We start from the raw sequence: 20612 nt of genomic DNA, 5'->3' as shown, positions 1-20612 counted from the left end.
GCTTACGAGCCTATCGGCCCGCGCGGACACCCCGGTCGTGCGGTTCGTCACCGACCGGCTCGGCCAGCAGCAGCTTCTCGAGCGCCGCGCGGTCCGGCAGCCCCTCGGGCCGTACGACCTCGCCGGTGCGTACGTACAGGAAGGCGGCCGTCACCGAGGCGGGCGGTACGTGCTGCTGCTCGGCCCAGGCGATGCGGTAGAGCGCGAGCTGGAGCGGGTCGGCGGTGGCGGCGCGGTTGGTCTTCCAGTCGACGATCTCGTACGTCGCGGTGTCGCCGTCGCCCTCCTTGTAGACGGCGTCGATGCGGCCGCGTACGACCCGCCCGGCGAGCGAGAGCTGGAACGGCGCCTCGACACGGAACGGTGTGCGGCGGGCGTACTCGGTGCGCTCGAAGGCGTCCTTCAGGAACTCCAGGTCGTGGTCGTCGGCGATCTCGGCGTCGCCGCCGGGCAGCTCCTCCGGTTCGAGCAGGGGCAGGGTCAGCGGTTCGAACCGGGCCTCCACCCAGGCGTGGAACCGGGTGCCGCGGCGGGCGGCGGGCTGGGGCGGGCGGGGCATGGGCCGGGCCAGCTCCTGGGCGAACCCGTCCGGGTCGGCGGCCAGGCTCAGCAGCTGGGAGGCGGTCAGCGACGCCGGAAGGGGCACTTCGGTGACGCTCTCGCGGGCGCGCAGGAGCTCTCCGGTGAGCGCGTCGAGGTCGCGGTCCCAGGAGGCGACGGTGCGCGCCTCCTCCGGTGTGAGGCGAGCGGGAGCGGGGACGGGTGCGGTGCCTGGGGGCTGTTCGGGGGGCGGTGCCTGGTGCGGGACGGTGGGGCTGCCCGGCGGGGCGGCGGGGCTCCGCGGCGCGGTGGGGGCCTCCTGCGCGGCGGCGGGGCGGCCCGTGGTCCAGCTGTCCCAGTCGGCGGAGTCCCCGGCCCGGTCGGGCTCCGCTTCCTCCGGGAGTTCCTCGTCGTCCTCCGGGGGCGGCGGCCAGTCCGGGTCCTCGTGGGCGGCGGGGACGGAGGGGAGACCGCCTTCCTGGGCGGCGAGTCCGTCCAGGTGGGCGAGGACCGTCTCGGCGGCGGCCCGGCGCCGCGCGAGTGCCGCGTCGTCCAGGGGCAGGGGCCAGACCTCGTCGGCGGCCGCCCGGTGGAGGGCCGGGTTCTCCTCGTCCTCCGCCGGTTCGTCCGCCCAGACCTCGATCTCGCCGTGTCCGGCCGCGCAGTGCTCGTACAGGGCCGTCAGGAAGTCGGACGGACCGCGGGGCTTCTTCTGGCTGGGTCCCCACCAGTGGCCGGAGCCGAGGAGCAGGGAGCGGGGGCGCGTGAAGGTGACGTAGCCGAGGCGGAGCTCCTCGGTGTGCTGGTGGTCCTTCATGGCCTCGTGGAAGGCCTTCAGGCCGCGGGAGTCCCAGGAGGCGACGTCGGGCAGGGTCTCGGCGTCGCCGCGCAGGCCGTGCGGCAGCACCTTGCCCTGGGCGGTCCACTTCTCCCGGCCCTGACCGCTGGGGAAGGTGCCGGTGACGAGGCCGGGCACGGCGACGACGTCCCACTCGAGGCCCTTGGACTTGTGCGCGGTGAGTACCTTGACGGTGTTCTCCCCGCCGGGCAGCGCGTTGTCCAGGCCCTTCTCGTACTGCGCGGCGGTGCGCAGGAAGCCCAGGAAGGCGAGCAGGGTGGCCTCTCCGTCGCCCGCGGCGAAGGACGCGGCGACGTCGAGGAAGTTCGACAGGGTCTCGCGGCGGCGGGCCGCCAGGGCGTGCGGGGACGCCGACAGCTCGACCTCCAGGCCGGTGACGGCGAGGACGCGGTGCAGGACGTCCATGAGCGGGTCGGACAGGGCTCGGCGCAGCTCGCGCAGTTCGGTGGCGAGCCGGGCGAACCGCACGCGCGCGTCCGCCGAGAAGGGCAGCCCGTCGTCGTCCCCGGTGCCGTCCAGCGGCGTCTCCAGGAAGGTGTCGAGGGCGTCCGCGAGCGATATCACCTCGGACGGGTCGACCCCCTCGACGGCCTCGGCGAGCCTCCGGTCGGGGTCGTCGTCGCCCGCCACGCGCGCGTGGCTCACCAGCAGCCGGGCGCGGCGTCCCAGGAGGGCGAGGTCGCGCGGGCCGATGCGCCAGCGCGGGCCGGAGAGCAGCCGGACCAGAGAGGCGTTGGCACCCGGGTCCTGGAGGACTTCGCAGACGGCGACCAGGTCGGCCACCTCGGGCAGGTGCAGCAGCCCGGACAGGCCGACGACCTCCACGGGGACGTCACGGGCCACCAGCGCGCCCTGGATCTCCGCGAAGTCGGTCGCCGTGCGGCACAGGACGGCGATCTCACCGGGCGCCTTGCCGGTGCGCACGAGGTGGGCGACGGAGTCGGCGATCCAGTCGATCTCCTCGGCGTGGGTGCGCAGCAGGGCGCAGCGGACCATGCCGTCGCGTTCGGCGCCCGGGGCGGGGCGCAGGGCCTCCACGCCCGCGTGCATGGCGCGCAGGGGCTCGGCGAGGCCGTTGGCGAGGTCGAGGAGGCGGCCGCCGCTGCGGCGGTTCTCGCTGAGCGCCTGGCGGGCTGCGGGCCGACCGTCGGCGTGGGCGAAGTGTTCGGGGAAGTCGTCCAGGTTGGCGACGGAGGCGCCGCGCCAGCCGTAGATCGCCTGGCAGGGGTCGCCCACGGCGGTCACGGGATGGCCGGTGCCGCCGCCGAACAGGCCCGCCAGGAGGATGCGCTGGGCCACGGAGGTGTCCTGGTACTCGTCCAGCAGCACGACCCGGTAGTCGTCGCGCAGGACGCGGCCCACCTCGGGGAGCCCGGCGAGTTGCGCGGACAGGGCGATCTGGTCGCCGAAGTCGAGCAGGTCCTGCCGGCGTTTGGCGGCCCGGTAGCGGATCACCAGGTCGGCCAGTTCGCGGCGGGCGGCGGCGGCCTCGGGGACCTTGCGCAGGTCGGCGTTGCTGAGCCGGACGCCGTCCAGGGTGTCCAGGAGGCCGGTGTCCCAGTCGCGCAGGTCTTCGGGGAGCACGAGGTGCTCGGCCAGTTCGCCGTCGAGGGCGAGGAGGTCGCTGACCAGGTCGGCGAAGGACCGGGTGAGCGCCGGGTAGGGTCCGGGGGCCTCGCGCAGGACCCTCGCGGCGAGCTGGTAGCGGGTGGCGTCGGCGAGCAGGCGGGAGGTCGGCTCAAGGCCGAGGCGCAGACCGTGGTCGGTCAGGAGGCGGCCCGCGAAGGCGTGGTACGTCGAGATCGCGGGCTCGCCCGGCGGGTGGTCCGGGTCGATCACGTCCGGGTCGGTCACGCCCGCTCTGATCAGGGCCGTACGGACGCGTTCGGCTAGTTCGCCGGCCGCCTTGTTGGTGAAGGTGAGCCCGAGGACCTGCTCCGGGGCGACCTGGCCGGTGCCGACCAGCCACACCACGCGTGCCGCCATCACCGTCGTCTTGCCGGACCCGGCTCCGGCCACGATCACCTGCGGTGCGGGCGGCGCGACGACGCAGGCCGTCTGCTCGGGGGTGAAGGGGATGCCGAGGAGCTCCTTGAGCTGCTCGGGATCGGTGATGTGGGCAGGCACGTCAGAGAGGCTAGCGGCGGCCACTGACAGCGGGTGCCGGATGTCCGCTCGGGCCGGAGGGAAGCGCAGGTCAGCCCGTGTGGTGCGACGTGTCACACCGACCGCACGGCGCGGCGGCTCCGGTCGGCCGGGGCGGCTCCGGTCAGCCGGGGCGGCTCCGGCCCCACGCCCGGACTTCCGGCACACGGCCTCGCGGCGCCCGGCACCCGTCGCTCACTCCACGACGTGCCGCCCCTCGGGGCGAGCGCTGCACGACGCGCGGAACGAACAGTGGGTGCAGTGCTGGCCCGCGGTCGGGGTGAACCGTTCGTCCAGGACCTTGCCGGCGGCCGTGGCCAGCAGGTCGCCGACCCACTCGCCCTCCGGCCCGTCCTGCGACTCCTGTGCCTGCACCTTGGGCAGGGTCTCGCCGCCGTCGCGCTTGGCCGCGCCCTGGCGCAGGTGGACGAGCTCGGCGCCGCCCGGTTGCGGGCGCACGCCGTCGAAGGCCTCGTCGACGGCGCCCTCGCGGACGGCGAGCTGGTACACGGCGAGCTGGGGGTGGCGGGCCACCTCCGAGGAGGTGGGCGCCTGTTTGCCCGTCTTGAAGTCCACGACGTAGGCGCGGCCGTCGCCGTCGGCCTCCACGCGGTCCATCTGGCCGCGGATGCGCACCTCGTAGTCGCCCGCCTCCAGGGTCACGTCGAAGTCGTGCTCGCTCGCCACCGGGGTGCGTCCGGCGCGGTCCATGACGTGCCACTTCAGGAAGCGTTCCAGCGCCACGCGCGCGTTGGCCTTCTCCTGGGCCGACTTCCACGGCGCGTCGAAGGCGAGCGCGTTCCACACGGAGTCCAGACGCTCCATGAGGACGGCGAGGTCGGCCGGGGTGTGTCCGGAGGCCACCTCGTCGGCGAGCACATGCACCACGTTGCCGAAGCCCTGGGCGGTCGTCGCGGGCGCGTCGGCCTTCACCTCACGGCCCAGGAACCACTGCAGGGCGCAGGTGTTGGCCAGCTGGTCCAGGGCGCTGCCGGAGAGCGTGACGGGCTGGTCGCGCTCGCGCAGCGGCACCTTGCTCTCGGTCGGGTCCCACATGCCCCACCAGCGGTAGGGGTGGGCGGACGGCACCAGGGGACGGCCGTCCTCGTCGGTCAGGGCGGCGAGGCGGGCCAGACGGCGCGCGGCGGCCTCTCTCAGCGGCTCGGAGACGCGGGGGTCGACGGTGGTGGCGCGCAGTTCCGCGACGAGCGCCGCGACGGCGAGGGGGCGGCGCGGGCGGCCGGTGACATCGGCGGGTTCGACGCCGAGTTCGGTCAGGAAGCGGGACGGCTGGTCCCCGTCGTCGGCCGGTGCCTTCACCGCGGTCACGACGAGCCGTTCACGCGCGCGCGTGGCGGCCACGTAGAACAGGCGGCGCTCCTCGGCGAGCAGGGCTTTGGGGGTGAGGGGTTCGGCGAGTCCGTCGCGGCCGATCCGGTCGGCCTCCAGGAGGGAACCGCGGCGGCGCAGGTCCGGCCACAGGCCCTCCTGGACGCCGGCCACGACGACGAGCCGCCACTCCAGCCCCTTGGAGCGGTGCGCGGTCATCAGGCGGACGGCGTCGGGGCGTACCGCGCGCCGCGCGAGCGTGTCGGCGGCGATGTCCTCGGCGTCGATCTCCTCCAGGAAGTTCAGGGCACCCCGGCCGCCGGTGCGCTCCTCCGCGCGGGCGGCGGTCGCGAACAGGGCGCACACGGCGTCCAGGTCGCGGTCGGCGTTGCGCCCGGCGGCGCCGCCGCGCCGGGCGGAGCGTTCCAGGCGGGTGGGCCAGGGGGTGCCGTCCCACAGGTCCCACAGCGCCTCTTCGGCGCTGCCGCCTTCCGCCAGGCGCTCACGTGCCTTGCGCAGGAGCGCGCCGAGCCGCTGGGCGCCGCGCGCGTATGCGGGGTCGTGCACGGCGAGCCGCTCCGGCTCGGCCAGCGCCCGCGCGAGCAGTTCGTCCGAGGGCGGCGGCAGCGGGTTGCCCGCGGCGCGCTGCTCGTCGCGCAGGGCTCGGCCGAGGCGGCGCAGGTCGGCGGCGTCCATTCCGGCGAGGGGCGAGGTGAGCAGGGTGAGAGCGGTCTCGGTGGACAGCCAGCACGGCTCGTCCGCGCGGTGCGCGCGTTCACCGCGCGGCGGCTTCGTCGCCGCGTCTCCGCCCTCGTCCACGTCCGCGTCGGCGTCGGCGTCGGCGTCGGGCTCGGCATCCGCGTCGGTATCGGCGTCGGGGTCGTCACCGGCGTCCGCGTCCGTGTGCGCTTCCGCACCGGAGTCGTCACCGGCGCCGGCGCGCGGATCAGCGTCGGCCTCGCGCCCGACCGCCCCGGGCCGCTCCCCCGCCGAGGCCCCCGTGTCGGCCTCCGCCTCGGCCACGGCTCGCAGCGCCATCAGCAGGGGCGCCACCGCGGGCTCGTGGCGCAGGGGGAGGTCGTCGCCGTCGATGTCCAGGGGGACGCCGGCCGCGGTGAGGGCACGGCGGAGCGTGGGGATGGTGCGCGCACCGGCGCGTACCAGGACGGCCATGTCGCGCCACGGGACGCCGTCCTCCAGGTGCGCCCGGCGCAGGATGTCGGCGATGTTGTCCAGTTCGGTGCCGGAGGTCGGATACGTGTACGCCTCGACCCGCCCGCCGTCCCGCACCGGAGCCAGCTCACGGTGGGCGCGCACCTTGTCGGCGGGGAGGCGGGTCAGGGGCATGCGCTGGGTCAGCAGCCTGGTGGCGGCCAGCAGGCCTGACCCGGACCGGCGGCCGGTCCGCAGTACCCCGACCGGCGCCGGACGGCCGTCCGCGCGCGGGAAGGCGGTCGGGAAGTCCAGGATGCCGTTCACGTCCGCGCCCCGGAAGGCGTAGATCGACTGGTCGGGATCGCCGAAGGCGACCAGGGTGCGCCCGCCGTCCGCCAGCGCGTGCAGCAGCCGTACCTGGGCCGGGTCGGTGTCCTGGTACTCGTCCACGTACACCGCGTCGTACTGGGCGGTCAGGTGCGCGGCGACCTCGGGGCGGCGGGCGAGGAGCACCGCGCGGTGGACCAGTTCGGCGTAGTCGAGCACGCCCTGGAGGTCGAGCACGTCGAGGTACTCGGCGAGGAAGACGGCGGCGGCGCGCCAGTCGGGGCGGCCGATGCGGCGGGCGAAGGCCGCGAGCGCGTCCGGGCCGAGTCCCAGTTCGCGGCTGCGGGCGAGCACCGCGCGGACCTCGTCGGCGAAGCCGCGGGTGGTCAGGCAGGCCCGCAGCTCGTCGGGCCAGCGCACATGGGCGAGCCCGAGCCGCTCCAGGTCCACCTGTCCGGCGAGCAGCTCGCGCACCGTCACGTCCTGCTCCGGGCCGGACAGCAGCCGCAGCGGCTCCACGAACAGGTCGCTGTCCTGGTGGGCGCGGACCAGGGCGTAGCCGAACGAGTGAAAGGTCGTCGCCCGGGGCGCCCGCGCGGCGCCGATGCGCAGCGCCATCCGGTCGCGCAGCTCGACGGCCGCCTTGCGGCTGAAGGTGAGCACCAGGATGCGCTCGGGGTCGCCGCCCCTGGCGATCCGGTCCGCCACCGACTCGACCAGGGTGGTGGTCTTCCCCGTGCCCGGCCCGGCCAGGACGAGCAGCGGTCCGGACCGGTGGTCAACCACGGCGCGCTGTGCGGCGTCCAGACGAGGGGGGTTCATGCGAGCCGGCGGGGTACGCACCAGTCGGTAAGCGCCACGGCTCCCCCGTCGCACCTGGGGGTGCGGCGGGTGTCCGGTGGAGGAAGAGGAGCTCACGTGGTTCGCCGGTCCTGGTGGGTGTGCTGGTGGGCCGTCCGCGCCGTGGGCGGGGCGGTGGCCGCGGGATGAGGGGCACGCGTGCGGCCGACGCTACGCCGGAGAACGACGCGGAAGCGGTGCTTCCTCTTCTTCCCCCGGGTCACTCGCGGCACGAGCGCCCCCTGCCCCACGAACGTACGTCATGCCACGGACATGCCCGAAGTGCGTGGTTTACCTCATACGGATCACACGTCGCACATCGGCCGGTCCCATGGCGGAAGCTGTCAGGTGTGACCCTGTGCGCGTCCGTCGTGCCCCTGTGGGCGTCCGTCGCCGTCCCACCGCGCCCGCTTCAGGTCGAGGCGCGGCAGGTGCCCCTCCGCGGCCCTGCTCGCCTCCTTCAGGGGCGTGCCCTCCTCCCGGTAGCGGTCGAGCGCCTCCAGCTCGTGCCCGGCGAGCAGGACCCCGTCCGCGCGGACGACACGCCACCAGGGGACGCCTCCCCCGTAGAGGGACATCACCCGGCCGACCTGGCGGGGTCCCCCCTCCTCCAGGTACTCGGCCACGTCTCCGTAGGTCATGACGCGGCCCGGCGGGATCAGTTCGGTCATGTCGAGGACCCGCTCGGCGTACTCGGGCAGCGCGTCCGCGTTCTCCGGACGGACGCCGTCCGGAAGGCTCTGCTCGCTCATCCGCCCCATCCTGCCGCACCCGGCCGACAACGCGGCGCCCTCCCGAAAGCCCGCGTCCCTCGCCCACAGGCGGCGCTTCGGGCAGACTGTGCGGCCCGCACGGGGCACCCTGATGCCTGCCGAGGCAGACGCGGCATGCCACCATCGTGCGGGCGGTGACCAGTGATACGAGAGCAAGAAGAGGCGATGAAGCAGCAGGGTGTGCACCCCGAGGACGCCGAGGGCACCTCTGACGCTTCGTCGCGCCCGGACACCGCGGACGCGGGCGACGGGGCGGCCGGCGAGCGGGCGGCCGAAGGCCCGTCGGCGACGGCCGCCGACCCCGACGACGTGGCGCACATCGACGAGGTCGAGGGCGACGAACCACTGCTCCCCGCGCGCGTGCACCGGCCTTCCGACCTGGTGCGCCTTCTGGTGGGCGTACTCGCCGTCGCCGTACTCCTCGCCATCGCGGCCTTCGCGCACGGCACCACGTCCGGTCTCGAACAGGACATCAACAAGGGCACCGGGCAGGCCCCCGACCTGCTCATCAAGATCGCCGGGCTGGCCTCCAGCATCGCGATCCTCCTGGTGCCCGTCGCGTTCGCGATCGAGCGGCTGATCAAACGGGACGGTCTGCGGATCGCCGACGGCGTGCTGGCGGCGGTCCTCGCGCACGGAGTGACCCTCGCCACCGACCTGTGGGTCGCCAAGGCCGCTCCCGGCTCCATCCAGGAGGCGCTCACCCAGCCGTCCCCGGGCGACACCCACGCGCTGACCGACCCCGTGCACGGTTACCTCGCCCCGGTCATCGCGTACATGACGGCCGTCGGCATGTCCCGCAGACCCCGCTGGCGCGCGGTGCTGTGGATCGTGCTGCTCCTCGACGCCTTCTCGATGCTCGTCACGGGCTACACGACGCCGTTCTCGATCATCCTGACCGTCCTCATCGGCTGGACCGTCGCCTACGGCACCCTCTACGCCGTCGGTTCCCCCAACGTGCGCCCCACCGGCCGGACGCTGATGGCGGGCCTGCGGCACGTCGGCTTCCGGCCGGTGACCGCCGCCCGGCAGGAAGCGCCGTCCGACAACGTCGAGACGGGTGACCGCGGACGCCGCTATTTCGTCACGCTGGAGGACGGTCGGCCGCTCGACGTGACGGTGGTGGACCGCGAGCAGCAGGCGCAAGGCTTCTTCTACCGCGCGTGGCGCAATCTGACGCTGCGCGGCTTCGCCACCCGCAGCAGCCTCCCTTCGCTGCGGCAGGCGCTGGAGCAGGAGGCGCTGCTCGCCTACGCGGCCATCGCGGCCGGCGCAAACGCGCCCAAGCTGATCGCGACGTCGGAGCTGGGTCCGGACGCCGTGATGCTCGTCTACGAGCACACCGGCGGGCGCTCCCTGGACTCGCTGGCGGACGACGAGATCACCGACGACCTGCTGCGCGGGACCTGGGAGCAGGTACGGGCCCTGCAGTCCCGGCGCATCGCGCACCGCAGGCTGGTGGGCGACGCGATCCTGGTGGATCGTTCCGGCACGGTGATCCTCACCGACCTGCGCATCGGTGAGATCGCCGCCGGCGACCTGCTGCTGCGCATGGACATCTCCCAGCTCCTGGTGACGCTCGGCCTGCGGGTCGGTGCCGAACGCGCGGTCGCGTCGGCGGTGGCGGTCCTCGGCCCCGACACGGTGGCGGACTGCCTGCCCATGCTCCAGCCCATCGCGCTCAGCCGTTCCACCCGCGCGACCCTGCGCAGGCTGGCGCGGGAACGGGCCCAGCGCGAGCGCGAGGCGGTGCTGGAGTCGTCCCGGCAGGCCAAGCTGGCCCGCGCGGAGGCGGCCGGTCACGACGCCCCGAGCCATCCGGCGGAGCAGACCGGCAAAGCCACCCAGACCGACAAGGCGGACAAGAAGGCCGTACGTGCCGAGCAGCGGGCCGAGAAGCGGGCCGTGGACGAGGCCGTCGAGGAGGCCCGCGAGGAGGACCTGCTCACCCAGATCCGCCACGCGGTGCTGCGCATCAGGCCGCAGGCCCCCGTCGAGCCGGCCCGGCTGGAGCGGGTGCGGCCGCGCACGCTGATCAGCTTCATCGCCGGCGCGATCGGCGCCTACTTCCTGCTCACCCAGCTCACCCACATCGAGTTCGGCCCGCTGATCTCGAACGCCCAGTGGGGCTGGGTGGCCGCGGCCGTGCTGTTCTCGGCGGCGAGCTACGTCGCGGCGGCGATGGCCCTGCTGGGTTTCGTACCCGAGCGGGTGCCGTTCCTGCGGACCGTGGCCGCGCAGGTCGCCGGGTCGTTCGTGAAGATCGTCGCCCCCGCCGCGGTCGGCGGCGTCGCCCTGAACACCCGCTTCCTGCAACGCGCGGGCGTGCGCCCCGGGCTCGCGGTGGCGAGTGTCGGCGCGTCCCAGCTGTTCGGGCTCGGCTGCCACATCCTGATGCTGCTGTCCTTCGGCTATCTGACCGGCACCGAGAAGACACCGTCGCTGTCGCCGTCCCGGACCGTCATCGCGGGTCTGCTGACGGTGGCGGTGCTGGTGCTCGTGGTGACGTCGGTGCCGTTCCTGCGCAAATTCATCGTCACGCGCGTGCGGTCGCTCTTCGCCGGTGTCGTGCCGCGCATGCTGGACGTGCTGCAGCGGCCGCAGAAGCTGATCACCGGCATCGGCGGCATGCTGCTGCTCACCGCCTGTTTCGTGATGTGCCTGGACGCCTCGATCCGCGCCTTCGGTGACGAGTCGTCGTCCATCAGCCTGGCCAGCGTCGCGGTCGTCTTCCTCGCAGGCAACGCGCTCGGGTCCGCCGCGCCGACGCCCGGCGGTGTGGGCGCGGTGGAGGCGACGCTGACGGTGGGCCTGATCGCCGTCGGCCTCCCCAAGGAGGTCGCCGCGCCCGCGGTGCTGCTCTACCGGCTGCTCACCCTGTGGCTGCCGGTACTGCCGGGCTGGCTGGTCTTCAACCACCTCACGCGCAAAGAGGCGCTGTAACCGGATACGGGAAAGGCGCTCCGTACCCGGTACGGACCTGGCGCCGCGGCCGTACCTCGTACGGCCCTGGCCCCGCGCGGGTGCTCGCGCGCGACCGCACGATGGACGCATGCCGAATCCCTCCCGGCTGCGCGCCGCCGCCCTGACCGCCACCGCCGCCGCGCTGTCCGTCCTGCTGATGGGCTGCGGCGGCGGGTCGCAGGAGGACGACGAGGACCTGTCGGGCCAGAAGCTGCACTGGAAGGACTGCCCGGCACCGTCCGAGGCCGAGGGCGGCGGCGCCGCCCCCTCCTCGCTGCCGGACGGCGACGAGTGGCAGTGCACCACCATGAAGGCGCCGCTCGACTGGGACGACCCCGAGGGCGACACGATCGGCCTCGCGCTGATCCGGGCCGAGGCCAGTGGCGCGGCGGAGAGGCGGATCGGATCACTCGTCTTCAACTTCGGCGGTCCGGGCGGCTCGGGCGTCACCACCCTGCCCGCGTTCGGCCAGGACTACGCGAAACTGCGCACCCGCTACGACCTGGTCAGCTTCGATCCGCGCGGCGTCGGCCGCAGCGACCCCGTCGAGTGCCTGGACGACGAACAGCTCGACACCTATTTCCAGCAGGACGCCACGCCCGACGACCGGGCCGAGCGCACCGAGTTCGTGGACAACACGGAGGAGTTCAACGCGGCCTGCGAGAAGCACTCGAAGAAGATCCTTCCGCATGTCCGCACGACCGACGCCGCCCGCGACATGGACCTGATGCGCCAGGTACTCGGCGACGAGAAGCTGCACTACTTCGGCATCTCCTACGGCACCGAACTCGGCGGCGTCTACGCCCACCTCTTCCCCCGGCACGTGGGCCGTGCCGTCTTCGACGCGGTCGTCGACCCGACGCAGACCGCGGAACAGGGCTCGCTGGGCCAGGCCAGGGGTTTCCAGCTGGCGCTCGACAACTTCGCCGAGGACTGTGTGTCGAAGGTCGAGGACTGCCCCATCGGGGACACCGCCGAGGACGTCGAGGCGCGCATCGCCCGCCTGCTGAAGGACCTCGACCGCAAGCCGATCCCGGGGGTCTTCCCCCGCGAACTCACCGAGACCGCCGCGACGGGCGGCATCGCGCAGGCGCTGTACTCGAAGGACTTCTGGGAGTACCTCACCGAGGGCCTGGAGCAGGCGTACGACGGGGACGGGCGGGTCCTCATGGTGCTGTCGGACGCGTTGAACGGGCGCAACGAGGACGGCGAGTACAGCAACATCACCGCCGCCAACGTCGCCATCAACTGCGCCGACGACAAACCGCGGTACGACCCGGCGTACGTGGAGGACAAGCTCCCCGAGTTCCGGGACGCCTCCCCGCTGTTCGGCGACTACCTCGCCTGGTCCATGCTGAGCTGCACGGACTGGCCGGTCGCCGGAGCCGCCGACCATCCGGACGTCCACGCGCCGGGTGCGGCGCCGATCCTGGTGATCGGCAACACCGGCGACCCCGCGACGCCCTACGAGGGCGCCGGGAGGATGGTGGACGCGCTCGGCGAGGGCGTCGGCGTCGAACTGACCTACAAGGGCCAGGGGCACGGCGCCTACGACAGCAAGAACAGGTGCGTGCAGGACGCGGTGCACGGCTACCTGCTCGACGGAAAGGTACCGGCGGCCAAGACCGTGTGCTCCTAACCGCGGACGCTGCCACAGGTTGAAAGAAGTAGCAGGTCAGAGCGTTATCCACAGGCGTCGGCGGGTGCTGCCCGCGCCACCTACCATGGCAGGAACGCCATCCGCCGCACGGCGCGGACGGCTTGGCAGGGGGGAGAGGACATGGCGCGTCTCGTCCGGTGGACGGCTCTGACGGCCGCCGCCGCACTGCTCACGGCGGGCTGCAGCGGCGGCTCGTCCGACGAGGACAAGGACGACGGGGGCAGGAGCAGCGCGGGACCTTCGGCGGCGGCCCCGTCCGGAGTGCCGGAGGCACTGGCGTCCCAGACGCTGGACTGGGCCCGTTGCGACGGCACCGACGATGCCCCGGCACCGGACGGCGACTGGCGGTGCGCCACGCTGAAGGCACCGCTGGACTGGTCCGACCCGGACGGCGAGACGATCGATCTCGCGCTGATCCGGTCCCGGGCGAGCGGGGACGACCGCATCGGCTCCCTGCTGTTCAACTTCGGCGGCCCGGGCGCTTCCGGCGTCTCCACGATGCCGTCCTACGCCGACATCGTCTCCTCCCTGCACGAGCGGTACGACCTGGTGAGCTGGGACCCGCGCGGGGTGGCCGCCAGCGAGGGCGTCCGCTGCCGCACCGACGAGGCGATCGAGGCCGCCGAGGCGGTGGACTCCACGCCGGACACCCCGGCCGAGGAGCAGGCCTATTTGAAAGATGCCGCCGACTTCGGCAAGGGCTGCGAGAAGGCCGCCGGCAAGCTCATGGAACACGTCTCGACCACGGACACCGCCCGCGACATGGACCTGATGCGGCACGTCCTGGGCGACAAGAGGATGCACTACTTCGGCATCTCCTACGGCACCGAACTCGGCGGCGTCTACGCCCATCTGTTCCCCAAGCACGTGGGGCGCGTGATCCTCGACGCGGTGGTGGACCCGGCCGCCGACACGATGGCCCACGCCGAGAACCAGGCCAGGGGCTTCCAGCGCGCGCTGGACGACTACCTGGAGTCGACCGGGCAGGAACCCGAACAGGGGTCGCGGAAGATCGCCGACCTGCTGGAGCGGCTGGACGCCGAGCCGCTGCCCACGTCCTCGCCGGGGCGTGAGCTGACGCAGACCCTCGCGCTCACCGGCATCGTGCTGCCGCTGTACAGCGAGAGCGGCTGGCCGGCCCTGACCAGTGCGCTGAAGGCGGCCGAGGAGGGCGACGGCTCGGAGTTGCTGGCCCTCGCCGACGGCTACAACGAGCGTGGTCCCTCGGGGCGCTACGGCACGACGACCCACTCCCAACGGGTCATATCGTGCCTGGACGACAAGCAGCGGCCGACCGCGGAGGAGACGAAGAAGCTGCTGCCGAGGTTCGAGAAGGTCTCCCCCGTCTTCGGCGCCTTCCTCGGCTGGGACACCGCCGGGTGGTGCCACGACTGGCCGGTGGCCGGTCAGCACGAGACCCCGGAGGTGAGCGCGCCCGGCGCGGCCCCGATCCTGGTGGTCGGCAACACGGGCGACCCGGCCACGCCCTACGAGGGCGCCCGCAGGATGGCGGACGAGCTGGGCAAGGACGTCGGTGTGGTGCTGACCTGGAAGGGCGAGGGGCACGGTGCCTACGGGAACGGGAGCGACTGTGTCGACTCCGCGGTGGACGCCTACCTGCTGAAGGGGACGGTGCCGAAGGACGGCAAGGTCTGCTCATGACGGCGGCGGGGGCTTCGGGCACCTGCGGTGCGCGAAACCCCCGCCGTCCGGAAAGCGGGTTCGGAAGCCGGTCAGTAGACGGGCTTCTCCGGCTCGATCTGGTTGACCCAGCCGATCACGCCGCCGCCGACGTGGACGGCGTCCGAGAAGCCGGCGGACTTGAGGACCGCGAGGACTTCCGCACTGCGGACACCCGTCTTGCAATTCAAGACGATCTTCTTGTCCTGCGGGAGGCTTTCGAGGGCGGAGCCCATGAGGAACTCGTTCTTCGGGATCAGCCGGGCGCCCGGGATGGAGACGATCTCGAACTCGTTCGGCTCGCGGACGTCGATGAGCTCGATGTTCTCGCCGTCGTCGATCCACTCCTTGAGCTGCTTGGGAGTGATCGTGGAGTCGGCGGCGGCCGCCTGGGCCTCCTCGGACACGACGCCGCAGAAGGCCTCGTAGTCGATGAGCTCGGTGACGGTCGGGTTCTCGCCGCAGACCGCGCAGTTGGGGTCCTTGCGGACCTTGACCTGGCGGTAGGTCATCTCCAGGGCGTCGTAGATCATCAGGCGGCCGAGCAGCGGCTCGCCGATGCCCGCGAGGAGCTTGATGGCCTCGTTGGTCTGGATGGAGCCGATGGACGCGCACAGCACGCCCAGGACGCCGCCCTCGGCGCAGGAGGGCACCATGCCGGGGGGCGGGGGCTCCGGGTAGAGGCAGCGGTAGCAGGGTCCGTGCTCGGACCAGAAGACGGAGGCCTGGCCGTCGAAGCGGTAGATCGAACCCCAGACGTAGGGCTTGTTCAGCAGCACGCAGGCGTCGTTGACCAGGTAGCGGGTCGCGAAGTTGTCCGTGCCGTCGACGATCAGGTCGTACTGGCTGAAGATGTCCATCACGTTGTCGGCCTCGAGCCGCTCCTGGTGAAGGATCACCTCCACCAGCGGGTTGATGCCCTGGATGGTGTCACGGGCGGACTCGGCCTTGGGCCGGCCGATGTCGGCCTGGCTGTGGATGACCTGCCGCTGCAGGTTCGACTCGTCGACCTCGTCGAACTCGATGATGCCGAGCGTGCCGACACCGGCTGCCGCCAGGTACATCAGGGTCGGCGAACCGAGGCCGCCCGCGCCCACGGCGAGCACCTTGGCGTTCTTCAGCCGCTTCTGCCCGTCCATCCCCACATCGGGGATGATCAGGTGGCGGGAGTACCTGCGGACCTCGTCTACGGTGAGCTCGGCGGCCGGCTCGACCAGGGGTGGCAGCGACACGGGGACTCCGTTGGTCGGTCAGTAATTACGGTTGTTCTCCAAGTAACACTGCCATGGCCTTTTTCATTCCGAGACTCCCGTCCCGACCCGCGAGACGATTTCGTCCCAGTAGCCGGGCATCGTCTCCCAGGGGTCGGCCCGGCCGCCGCGGTCCGTGCGGTCGGTGAAGCAGATCGTCGCGGCCCCCTGCCAACGGGCGATGCGCAGCGCTTCCTCCAGGTGTCCGCGCGGCAGGCCGTGTACGAAGTGGCAGAAGCGCTCGGGCGGATAGTCGGCGCTCCACTCGGCCGCCTGGGACCAGCGGTAGTCGGCCCAGGTGCCCGAGAAGGTGACGAGCTGGTCGGCGTTCTCGGCGTAGCCCGGGCAGGGGTGGGTGCCGTGACCGAGGACGATGTGGGCATCGTCACGGATCGCCCGCAGGGTGGTGACCGTGCGGCGGACCTCGGGGAGGGCGGCCCGGTCGGAGGGGCAGTGGGCGAGGAGGAACCCGTCGACCTGGTACCAGTCGAGGTATCGGTGGGCGTCGGAGATCTGCTCGCCGAGGCTGCGGGCTCCGTACGCGGCGTCGAGATGGCCGAGGACGCGGATGCCCGCGTTGCGCAGGCGGCCGGCGGCCTCCAGGCATCGCGGGTCGGGGTGCGCACCGGGGCCGTCGGCGATGTTGAGGACGACCCAGTGCAGCGGGGTGCCGGGGCAGGTGAGGCCGGCCCACTCGTCGGGGGCGACGAGAGGGTGGGCCAGCCCCGGGACACCGAGGCCGGTGCGGACGCCGGTGCTCGCGACGCCTGCTTTGGTACTGGTCAGATACGACATGCCGCCTCCATCCAGATGTCGGCGAGGGACTCTTCGAGGGCGATCCGGGGCCGCCAGCCGAGCCGGTCGCGTGCGGTGCGCACATCGGCCTGCTGCCAGCTGCCGCAGCCGTCGGGGTACGGGTGCGGGGCGGGGGTCGCGTGCTCGGGGTCGGTGCGCTCGCCGCGGTTTTGGAGAGGGTCCGGGCGGTGCTGGCCGAGGGCGTCGCTCCGGTGGTGGCCGAGGGCGTCGACACGGTGGCCGAGGGACTCCGTACGGGGGTGGCCGATCGTGGGCCGCAGCGCGCCGGGGGGCGCGTCCAGTTCGTGCAGGGCGCCGCCGTAGCCGGCGACCCTGGCGAGGGTGGCGGCGGCGTCGCGCAGCCGGACGGCGCGGCCGGAGCCGATGTTGATGACGCCCTGCGCGGCGGAGAGCGAGGCGGCGTGCACCGCTCGCGCGACGTCGCGGACGTCGACGAAGTCCCGCTGGGCGCCGAGGCCGCCGAGCCGGAGTTCGCCGTCGCCGGACTGCATCGCGCGGCGCATGGCCTCGGCGAGCCTGCCGAGCGGGGAGCCGGCGGGCGTACCGGGCCCCGCGGGCGAGAAGACCCGCAGGACGACGGCGTCCAGACCGGAGCCGAGGACGAGTTCGGTCGCGGCGAGTTTGCTGACGCCGTAGGGACCGCCGGGACGGGGGACGGCGTCCTCCGCGGTCGAGGAGCCGGGCTGGCTGGGTCCGTACTCCGCGCTGCAGCCGACCTGCACCAGACGGGCGCCGCAGCCGCTGCGGCGCAGGGCCTCGCAGACGGTCGCGACGGCGACGGTGTTGTGCCGGGTGAGTTCGCGTGCGCCGCCCCGGGTGGCGCCCGCGCAGTTGACGACGACTCCGGGATGGACCGCGTCAAGGAAGCGGGTGAGGGCGCCCGGGCTTCCGGTGGCGAGGTCGAAGCGGACGTCGGCGTCGTCACCGCGGCCGAGGGCGGTGAGCTGGACGGCGGGGTCGGCGAGCAGACGGTCGGCGACGAAGCGGCCGATGTAGCCGTTGGCTCCGATCAGCAGGACTCTCATCGGGCGGCTCCCGGTGCCGAGGCGTCGGGTCGGGAGGTGGTCATCTGGGGGCTCCTTCAAGGGGTGATGCGAGGGTGTTGCGGACGGTTGGGGGGCTGTCCGTGCGCGCGCTCACCGCGTTCGCTCCGTCGAGGCGTGGGCCGAGGCCCTGGTCAGGCGACGGCACGCGTGGACGAGGAGGGTGAGAGCACCGATGCCGCAGGCGGCCGTCGGGACACCGGCCGGGCCGCAGGCGGCGACCAGTGCCTCCACGGGGGCGGACAGGAAGCCGCAGCCGGGGAGGCGGCCGGCGAACACCGTGGCCAGGGCGGCCGCCTCCGCGGCGGCAGTGGCGGTGAGGACGAGCGGGCCGGCGTGGGTGTGACCGTGCACGCCGAGCAGCCGGGCGAGCAGCAGCAGGGCGCCCAGACCGAGTCCCTGGGACCAGTCGGCGGGTTCGCCGAGCACGGCGCCGGTCAGCGTGAGCAGAGCCGCCAGGGCTCCCAGCCACAGGGCGAACGCGCCGAGCAGCAGGGGACGCACGGAGGCGGAGAAGTCGGTGAGACCCCGGCTGGACGACAGTTTGCGGCGGGCGCCCGCGGCGAAGAGGTGGGCGCAGCCGGCCGCGGGCGCGTAGGACAGCGCGAGCGCCAGGACGGGGGCGAGGGTGACGGGCCACGCGCCGTCGGCCGTGCCGTCCGGGAGGCCGTCGGGGCCGCCGCTGACCGCGGTCCGCAGGAGCCCGTCGCCGAGGAGGGCGTAGCCGAGGAGCCAGCAGGTCCAGGTGCTGGTGGTGCGCGTCGCGGCGCTCAGCGGCCCGCGGCGCAGTGCCGCGCCCAGGGCCAGGGTGACTGCGAGGACTCCGACGGCGGCCGCGATCAGGCGCGGGCGGCCGTCGGTCAGGCGCAGTCCGGCCACGGTGGCGGCGCACAGCACGCCGGGCAGCAGGGCGAGGACGAATGCGGCGGCGCGGGGTCCGCCCGGCCGGGGCGCCGGCCCGTCCTCGGGGCGTGCGGGGGTGTCGCCGTCGCGCGGGACCCGGGCGTACATCTCTTCCGCGAGGGAGAACACGTCCCGGTGGCGGAAGCGGGCGGCGGTCCGGTCGGTGACGCCGTGCGCCTCCAGGCCCGCCGCGATCTCCAGGGGGTCCACGGCACGTTCGCACAGTTCGCGGTGCCGGTGCAGCAGCCCCTTCACGGGGTCCGCGGCGGAGCGGCGGACGGCGCCGGCTTCCCGAGGGACCGCGCTTCCCTCCGGGCCCCCGCCCGGGCCCGTGCCGCGCGGGGTCCCGGGCCGGTCCAGTTCGCCGAGGCCGCTCATCGGGACGCTCCCTCGGCCGCCGAAACGGGTGCCGTGGCCCGGACCGGGCCGCCGTCCGTCGCCCAGCCGGGACCGGTCCGGACCGCGCCGGGACCGCCCCGGGCCGCGACCCGGGCCGTGGCGTCGCTCCAGCGACCGGGGACGTGGGCCTCGGCGGGGACGCCGAAGGGCAGGGGTTCACCGGTGTCGTCGAGGACGACTCGGCGTACCGGTGTACGCGAGAGGATCTCCAGGTAAATGCCGTGAAATGCCGTGATGTTCTGCTCGACGGTGAACAGCTCCAGTGCGCGGGCACGGGCGGCGGCGCCCAGGCGTTCGCGGCGCTCGGGGTCGCGCAACAGCGCGACACACGCCTCGGCGAGCGCCCGCGGATTGCGCGGGGGTACGACGAGTCCGGTGCCGCCGATGGCCTCCACCACCGCGCCGACGTCCGTGGACACCGTCGCCCGGCTGCAGAACATGGCCTCGACGAGCGCGGTCGGGAACCCTTCGACGACGCTGGAGAGCACCACCAGGGCCCCCGAGGCGTAGGCGTCGGCTCGGGAGGGCAGTTCGGGTCCGCCGGTCTCCTCGAAGGAGACCGGGTTGCGGCCGACGGCGTGCGGACCGTCGGCCTCGTCCGGGAAGAGCTGCGCCGCCAGTCCCTTGCAGTGGGCCAGGTAGGCGACGCCCTCGGGGCCGGAGGGGGCACCGACGATCCTGAGCCGCGAACCGGGCTCCGCCCTGCGCACCTCCGCGAACGCGTGCAGCAGCGAGACCAGGTCCTTGGCCGGTTCGACGCGGCCGACCCAGACGAGGGTCTGCGGGTCGGCGCACCCCGGGGACTCCCCCGCCTCCGCGAAGGGAGCCGCGTCCATGCCCGGGTGGACCGTGCGCAGCTTGGCCCGGTCGGCGCCGCAGCGCTCCTGCCAGCGACGGGTATGGGTGTTGCCCGGGGTGACCACGGCCGCACGCCGGTAGGTCTCGGTGGCCAGCCGACCGTGGAAGGCGGCGAGCAGCGACCGTATCGCGGGCGAGGAATCGGGTTCCGTGAGGTAGTGCGTCCGCAGCCGCACGCCGTACTCGGTGACGAGCAGCGGCACGTCGCAGAAGTGCCGGGCGAGCAGGCCCGGGAGGGCACCCGTGCCACCGGAGGCCGCGTGGCACAGGTCCACCGAGCCGAGGTCGTCGTCCTCGTACCAGTCGAGGGACAGGGGGCGCAGGGCGCGTTCGAGGCGCGCGGCGACGGCCAGCAGATCGGGAACGCGCGCCTCGCGCGCGGAGCGGTGGGCGCCGGGCGCACGACAGGCGCGTTCCAGGGCGCGTACGGCGGTCTCCGAGCGGAGCGCGGTGGGCAGTCCGCCCTCGTCGCGGGCGAGTTCGGCGAGGCCGTACAGCGCACTGGCGAAACGGTCCGCCTCAAGGGCCGACTGCCCTTCCGGCCCCCCATCCGAGCCCCTGGCCTCCGAGCCCCTGGCCTCCGAACTCCTGGCCTCCGATCTCCTGGCCGGATCCCCGGGGGCGGCGGTGCACAGGGCCGTGGCCAACTCGCCGTAGCACTCGGCGAAGCGCCGGCGCGCGCGCCGTCCGTGGACGATTCCGTCGTCCACGGATTCCCACAGCGGAGCGGTGCGCACCCGGCCGACCTGCGGCGGCAGCGGCACCCAGCCCCCGTCCTCCTCACGCTCGCTGCGGCTGAGCGCGTAGACGTCGAACTCGTGGTGCTCCAGACCGCGCACGAGCCGGTCGCACCAGAGCCCGGCCTCACCGCTCACATACGGATAGCCACCCTCCGTAAGCAGTCCGATGCGCACGCGCGCACCCCCGATCTCCCGTTTGGGGAGCCGCCGTTGGCCCGGCGGCTCGCAGCGGGACGAACGTATGCGGACAAGGAGGTGGGGGGGGGGGGGGGGGGGCCGGGCCCCCCGGGGGGGCGGGGTCACGGCGTGAGAAAAAACCCGCGGGGCCCGG

The 20612-nt window shown here is 73.6% G+C and carries 11 protein-coding genes; 3 read left to right on the top strand and 8 right to left on the bottom strand.

The genetic code is table 11. The annotated features are described in order from the left end of the window. Positions 1-10 precede the first annotated feature (10 nt). The 3 genes from ACFV9J_RS24925 to ACFV9J_RS24915 all read right to left on the bottom strand — a co-directional run bounded on the left by ACFV9J_RS24925 (position 11) and on the right by ACFV9J_RS24915 (position 7947). Positions 11-3526, bottom strand: coding sequence for a UvrD-helicase domain-containing protein (locus tag ACFV9J_RS24925; protein ID WP_385357197.1), 3516 nt, complete (start codon positions 3524-3526; stop codon positions 11-13). 213 nt (positions 3527-3739) lie between these two features. Beyond that, positions 3740-7273 carry an ATP-dependent helicase gene (locus tag ACFV9J_RS24920; RefSeq protein WP_385357195.1) on the bottom strand — a complete coding sequence of 1178 codons (3534 nt, stop codon included), beginning with the start codon at positions 7271-7273 and terminating at the stop codon, positions 3740-3742. A 266-nt stretch (positions 7274-7539) separates the two neighbouring features. Then, positions 7540-7947: an MGMT family protein gene (locus tag ACFV9J_RS24915; RefSeq protein WP_385357192.1), complete on the bottom strand. Its 408-nt coding sequence runs from the start codon at positions 7945-7947 to the stop codon at positions 7540-7542. A gap of 186 nt (positions 7948-8133) precedes the next feature. Between ACFV9J_RS24915 and ACFV9J_RS24910 the strand changes: the two genes are divergently transcribed. The 3 genes from ACFV9J_RS24910 (at position 8134) to ACFV9J_RS24900 (ending at position 14254) form a co-directional block, all read left to right on the top strand. Then, positions 8134-10911 carry a lysylphosphatidylglycerol synthase domain-containing protein gene (locus ACFV9J_RS24910; protein ID WP_385357189.1) on the top strand — a complete coding sequence of 926 codons (2778 nt, stop codon included), beginning with the start codon at positions 8134-8136 and terminating at the stop codon, positions 10909-10911. Positions 10912-11020: 109 nt separating this feature from the next. Next, complete coding sequence (locus ACFV9J_RS24905; protein ID WP_385357186.1) at positions 11021-12571, top strand: alpha/beta hydrolase; 1551 nt, start codon at positions 11021-11023, stop codon at positions 12569-12571. Between the two features lie 141 nt (positions 12572-12712). Then, positions 12713-14254 carry an alpha/beta hydrolase gene (locus ACFV9J_RS24900; protein ID WP_385357184.1) on the top strand — a complete coding sequence of 514 codons (1542 nt, stop codon included), beginning with the start codon at positions 12713-12715 and terminating at the stop codon, positions 14252-14254. Positions 14255-14325: 71 nt separating this feature from the next. On the opposite strand, the gene moeZ is transcribed toward ACFV9J_RS24900, so the two are convergent. From moeZ to ACFV9J_RS24875, 5 genes are all read right to left on the bottom strand, one after another. Continuing rightward, positions 14326-15504 carry an adenylyltransferase/sulfurtransferase MoeZ gene (gene moeZ, locus ACFV9J_RS24895; RefSeq protein WP_385357182.1) on the bottom strand — a complete coding sequence of 393 codons (1179 nt, stop codon included), beginning with the start codon at positions 15502-15504 and terminating at the stop codon, positions 14326-14328. A gap of 63 nt (positions 15505-15567) precedes the next feature. Continuing rightward, on the bottom strand, positions 15568-16317 hold the full coding sequence (locus ACFV9J_RS24890; RefSeq protein WP_385357180.1) for a spherulation-specific family 4 protein: 750 nt from the start codon (positions 16315-16317) through the stop codon (positions 15568-15570). Next, on the bottom strand, positions 16305-17363 hold the full coding sequence (locus ACFV9J_RS24885; protein WP_385357178.1) for an NAD-dependent epimerase/dehydratase family protein: 1059 nt from the start codon (positions 17361-17363) through the stop codon (positions 16305-16307). Before ACFV9J_RS24885 ends, ACFV9J_RS24890 begins: the two co-directional genes overlap by 13 nt. A 111-nt stretch (positions 17364-17474) precedes the next feature. Then, the gene (locus ACFV9J_RS24880) at positions 17475-18662 is read right to left on the bottom strand and encodes a hypothetical protein (protein WP_385357176.1); all 1188 of its coding nucleotides are present in this window, start codon (positions 18660-18662) and stop codon (positions 17475-17477) included. Continuing rightward, positions 18659-20455, bottom strand: coding sequence for a DUF3492 domain-containing protein (locus tag ACFV9J_RS24875; RefSeq protein WP_385357173.1), 1797 nt, complete (start codon positions 20453-20455; stop codon positions 18659-18661). The genes ACFV9J_RS24880 and ACFV9J_RS24875 overlap by 4 nt, the downstream gene beginning before the upstream one ends. Positions 20456-20612 lie beyond the last annotated feature (157 nt).

Source organism: Streptomyces sp. NPDC059906 (assembly GCF_042730645.1).
Classification (GTDB): Bacteria; Actinomycetota; Actinomycetes; order Streptomycetales; family Streptomycetaceae; genus Streptomyces; species Streptomyces rubrogriseus.
Note: the sequence above shows the minus strand (reverse complement) of the source record. Positions and strands in the feature narration are given on the sequence as shown.

Bases quoted from the DNA above. Each gene is read 5' to 3' on its own strand.
- ACFV9J_RS24915 (WP_385357192.1), bottom strand. From the start codon at position 7,947: ATGAGCGAGCAGAGCCTTCCGGACGGCGTCCGTCCGGAGAACGCGGAC.
- ACFV9J_RS24910 (WP_385357189.1), top strand. From the start codon at position 8,134: ATGAAGCAGCAGGGTGTGCACCCCGAGGACGCCGAGGGCACCTCTGAC.
- ACFV9J_RS24905 (WP_385357186.1), top strand. From the start codon at position 11,021: ATGCCGAATCCCTCCCGGCTGCGCGCCGCCGCCCTGACCGCCACCGCC.
- ACFV9J_RS24900 (WP_385357184.1), top strand. From the start codon at position 12,713: ATGGCGCGTCTCGTCCGGTGGACGGCTCTGACGGCCGCCGCCGCACTG.
- ACFV9J_RS24890 (WP_385357180.1), bottom strand. From the start codon at position 16,317: ATGTCGTATCTGACCAGTACCAAAGCAGGCGTCGCGAGCACCGGCGTC.
- ACFV9J_RS24885 (WP_385357178.1), bottom strand. From the start codon at position 17,363: ATGAGAGTCCTGCTGATCGGAGCCAACGGCTACATCGGCCGCTTCGTC.
- ACFV9J_RS24880 (WP_385357176.1), bottom strand. From the start codon at position 18,662: ATGAGCGGCCTCGGCGAACTGGACCGGCCCGGGACCCCGCGCGGCACG.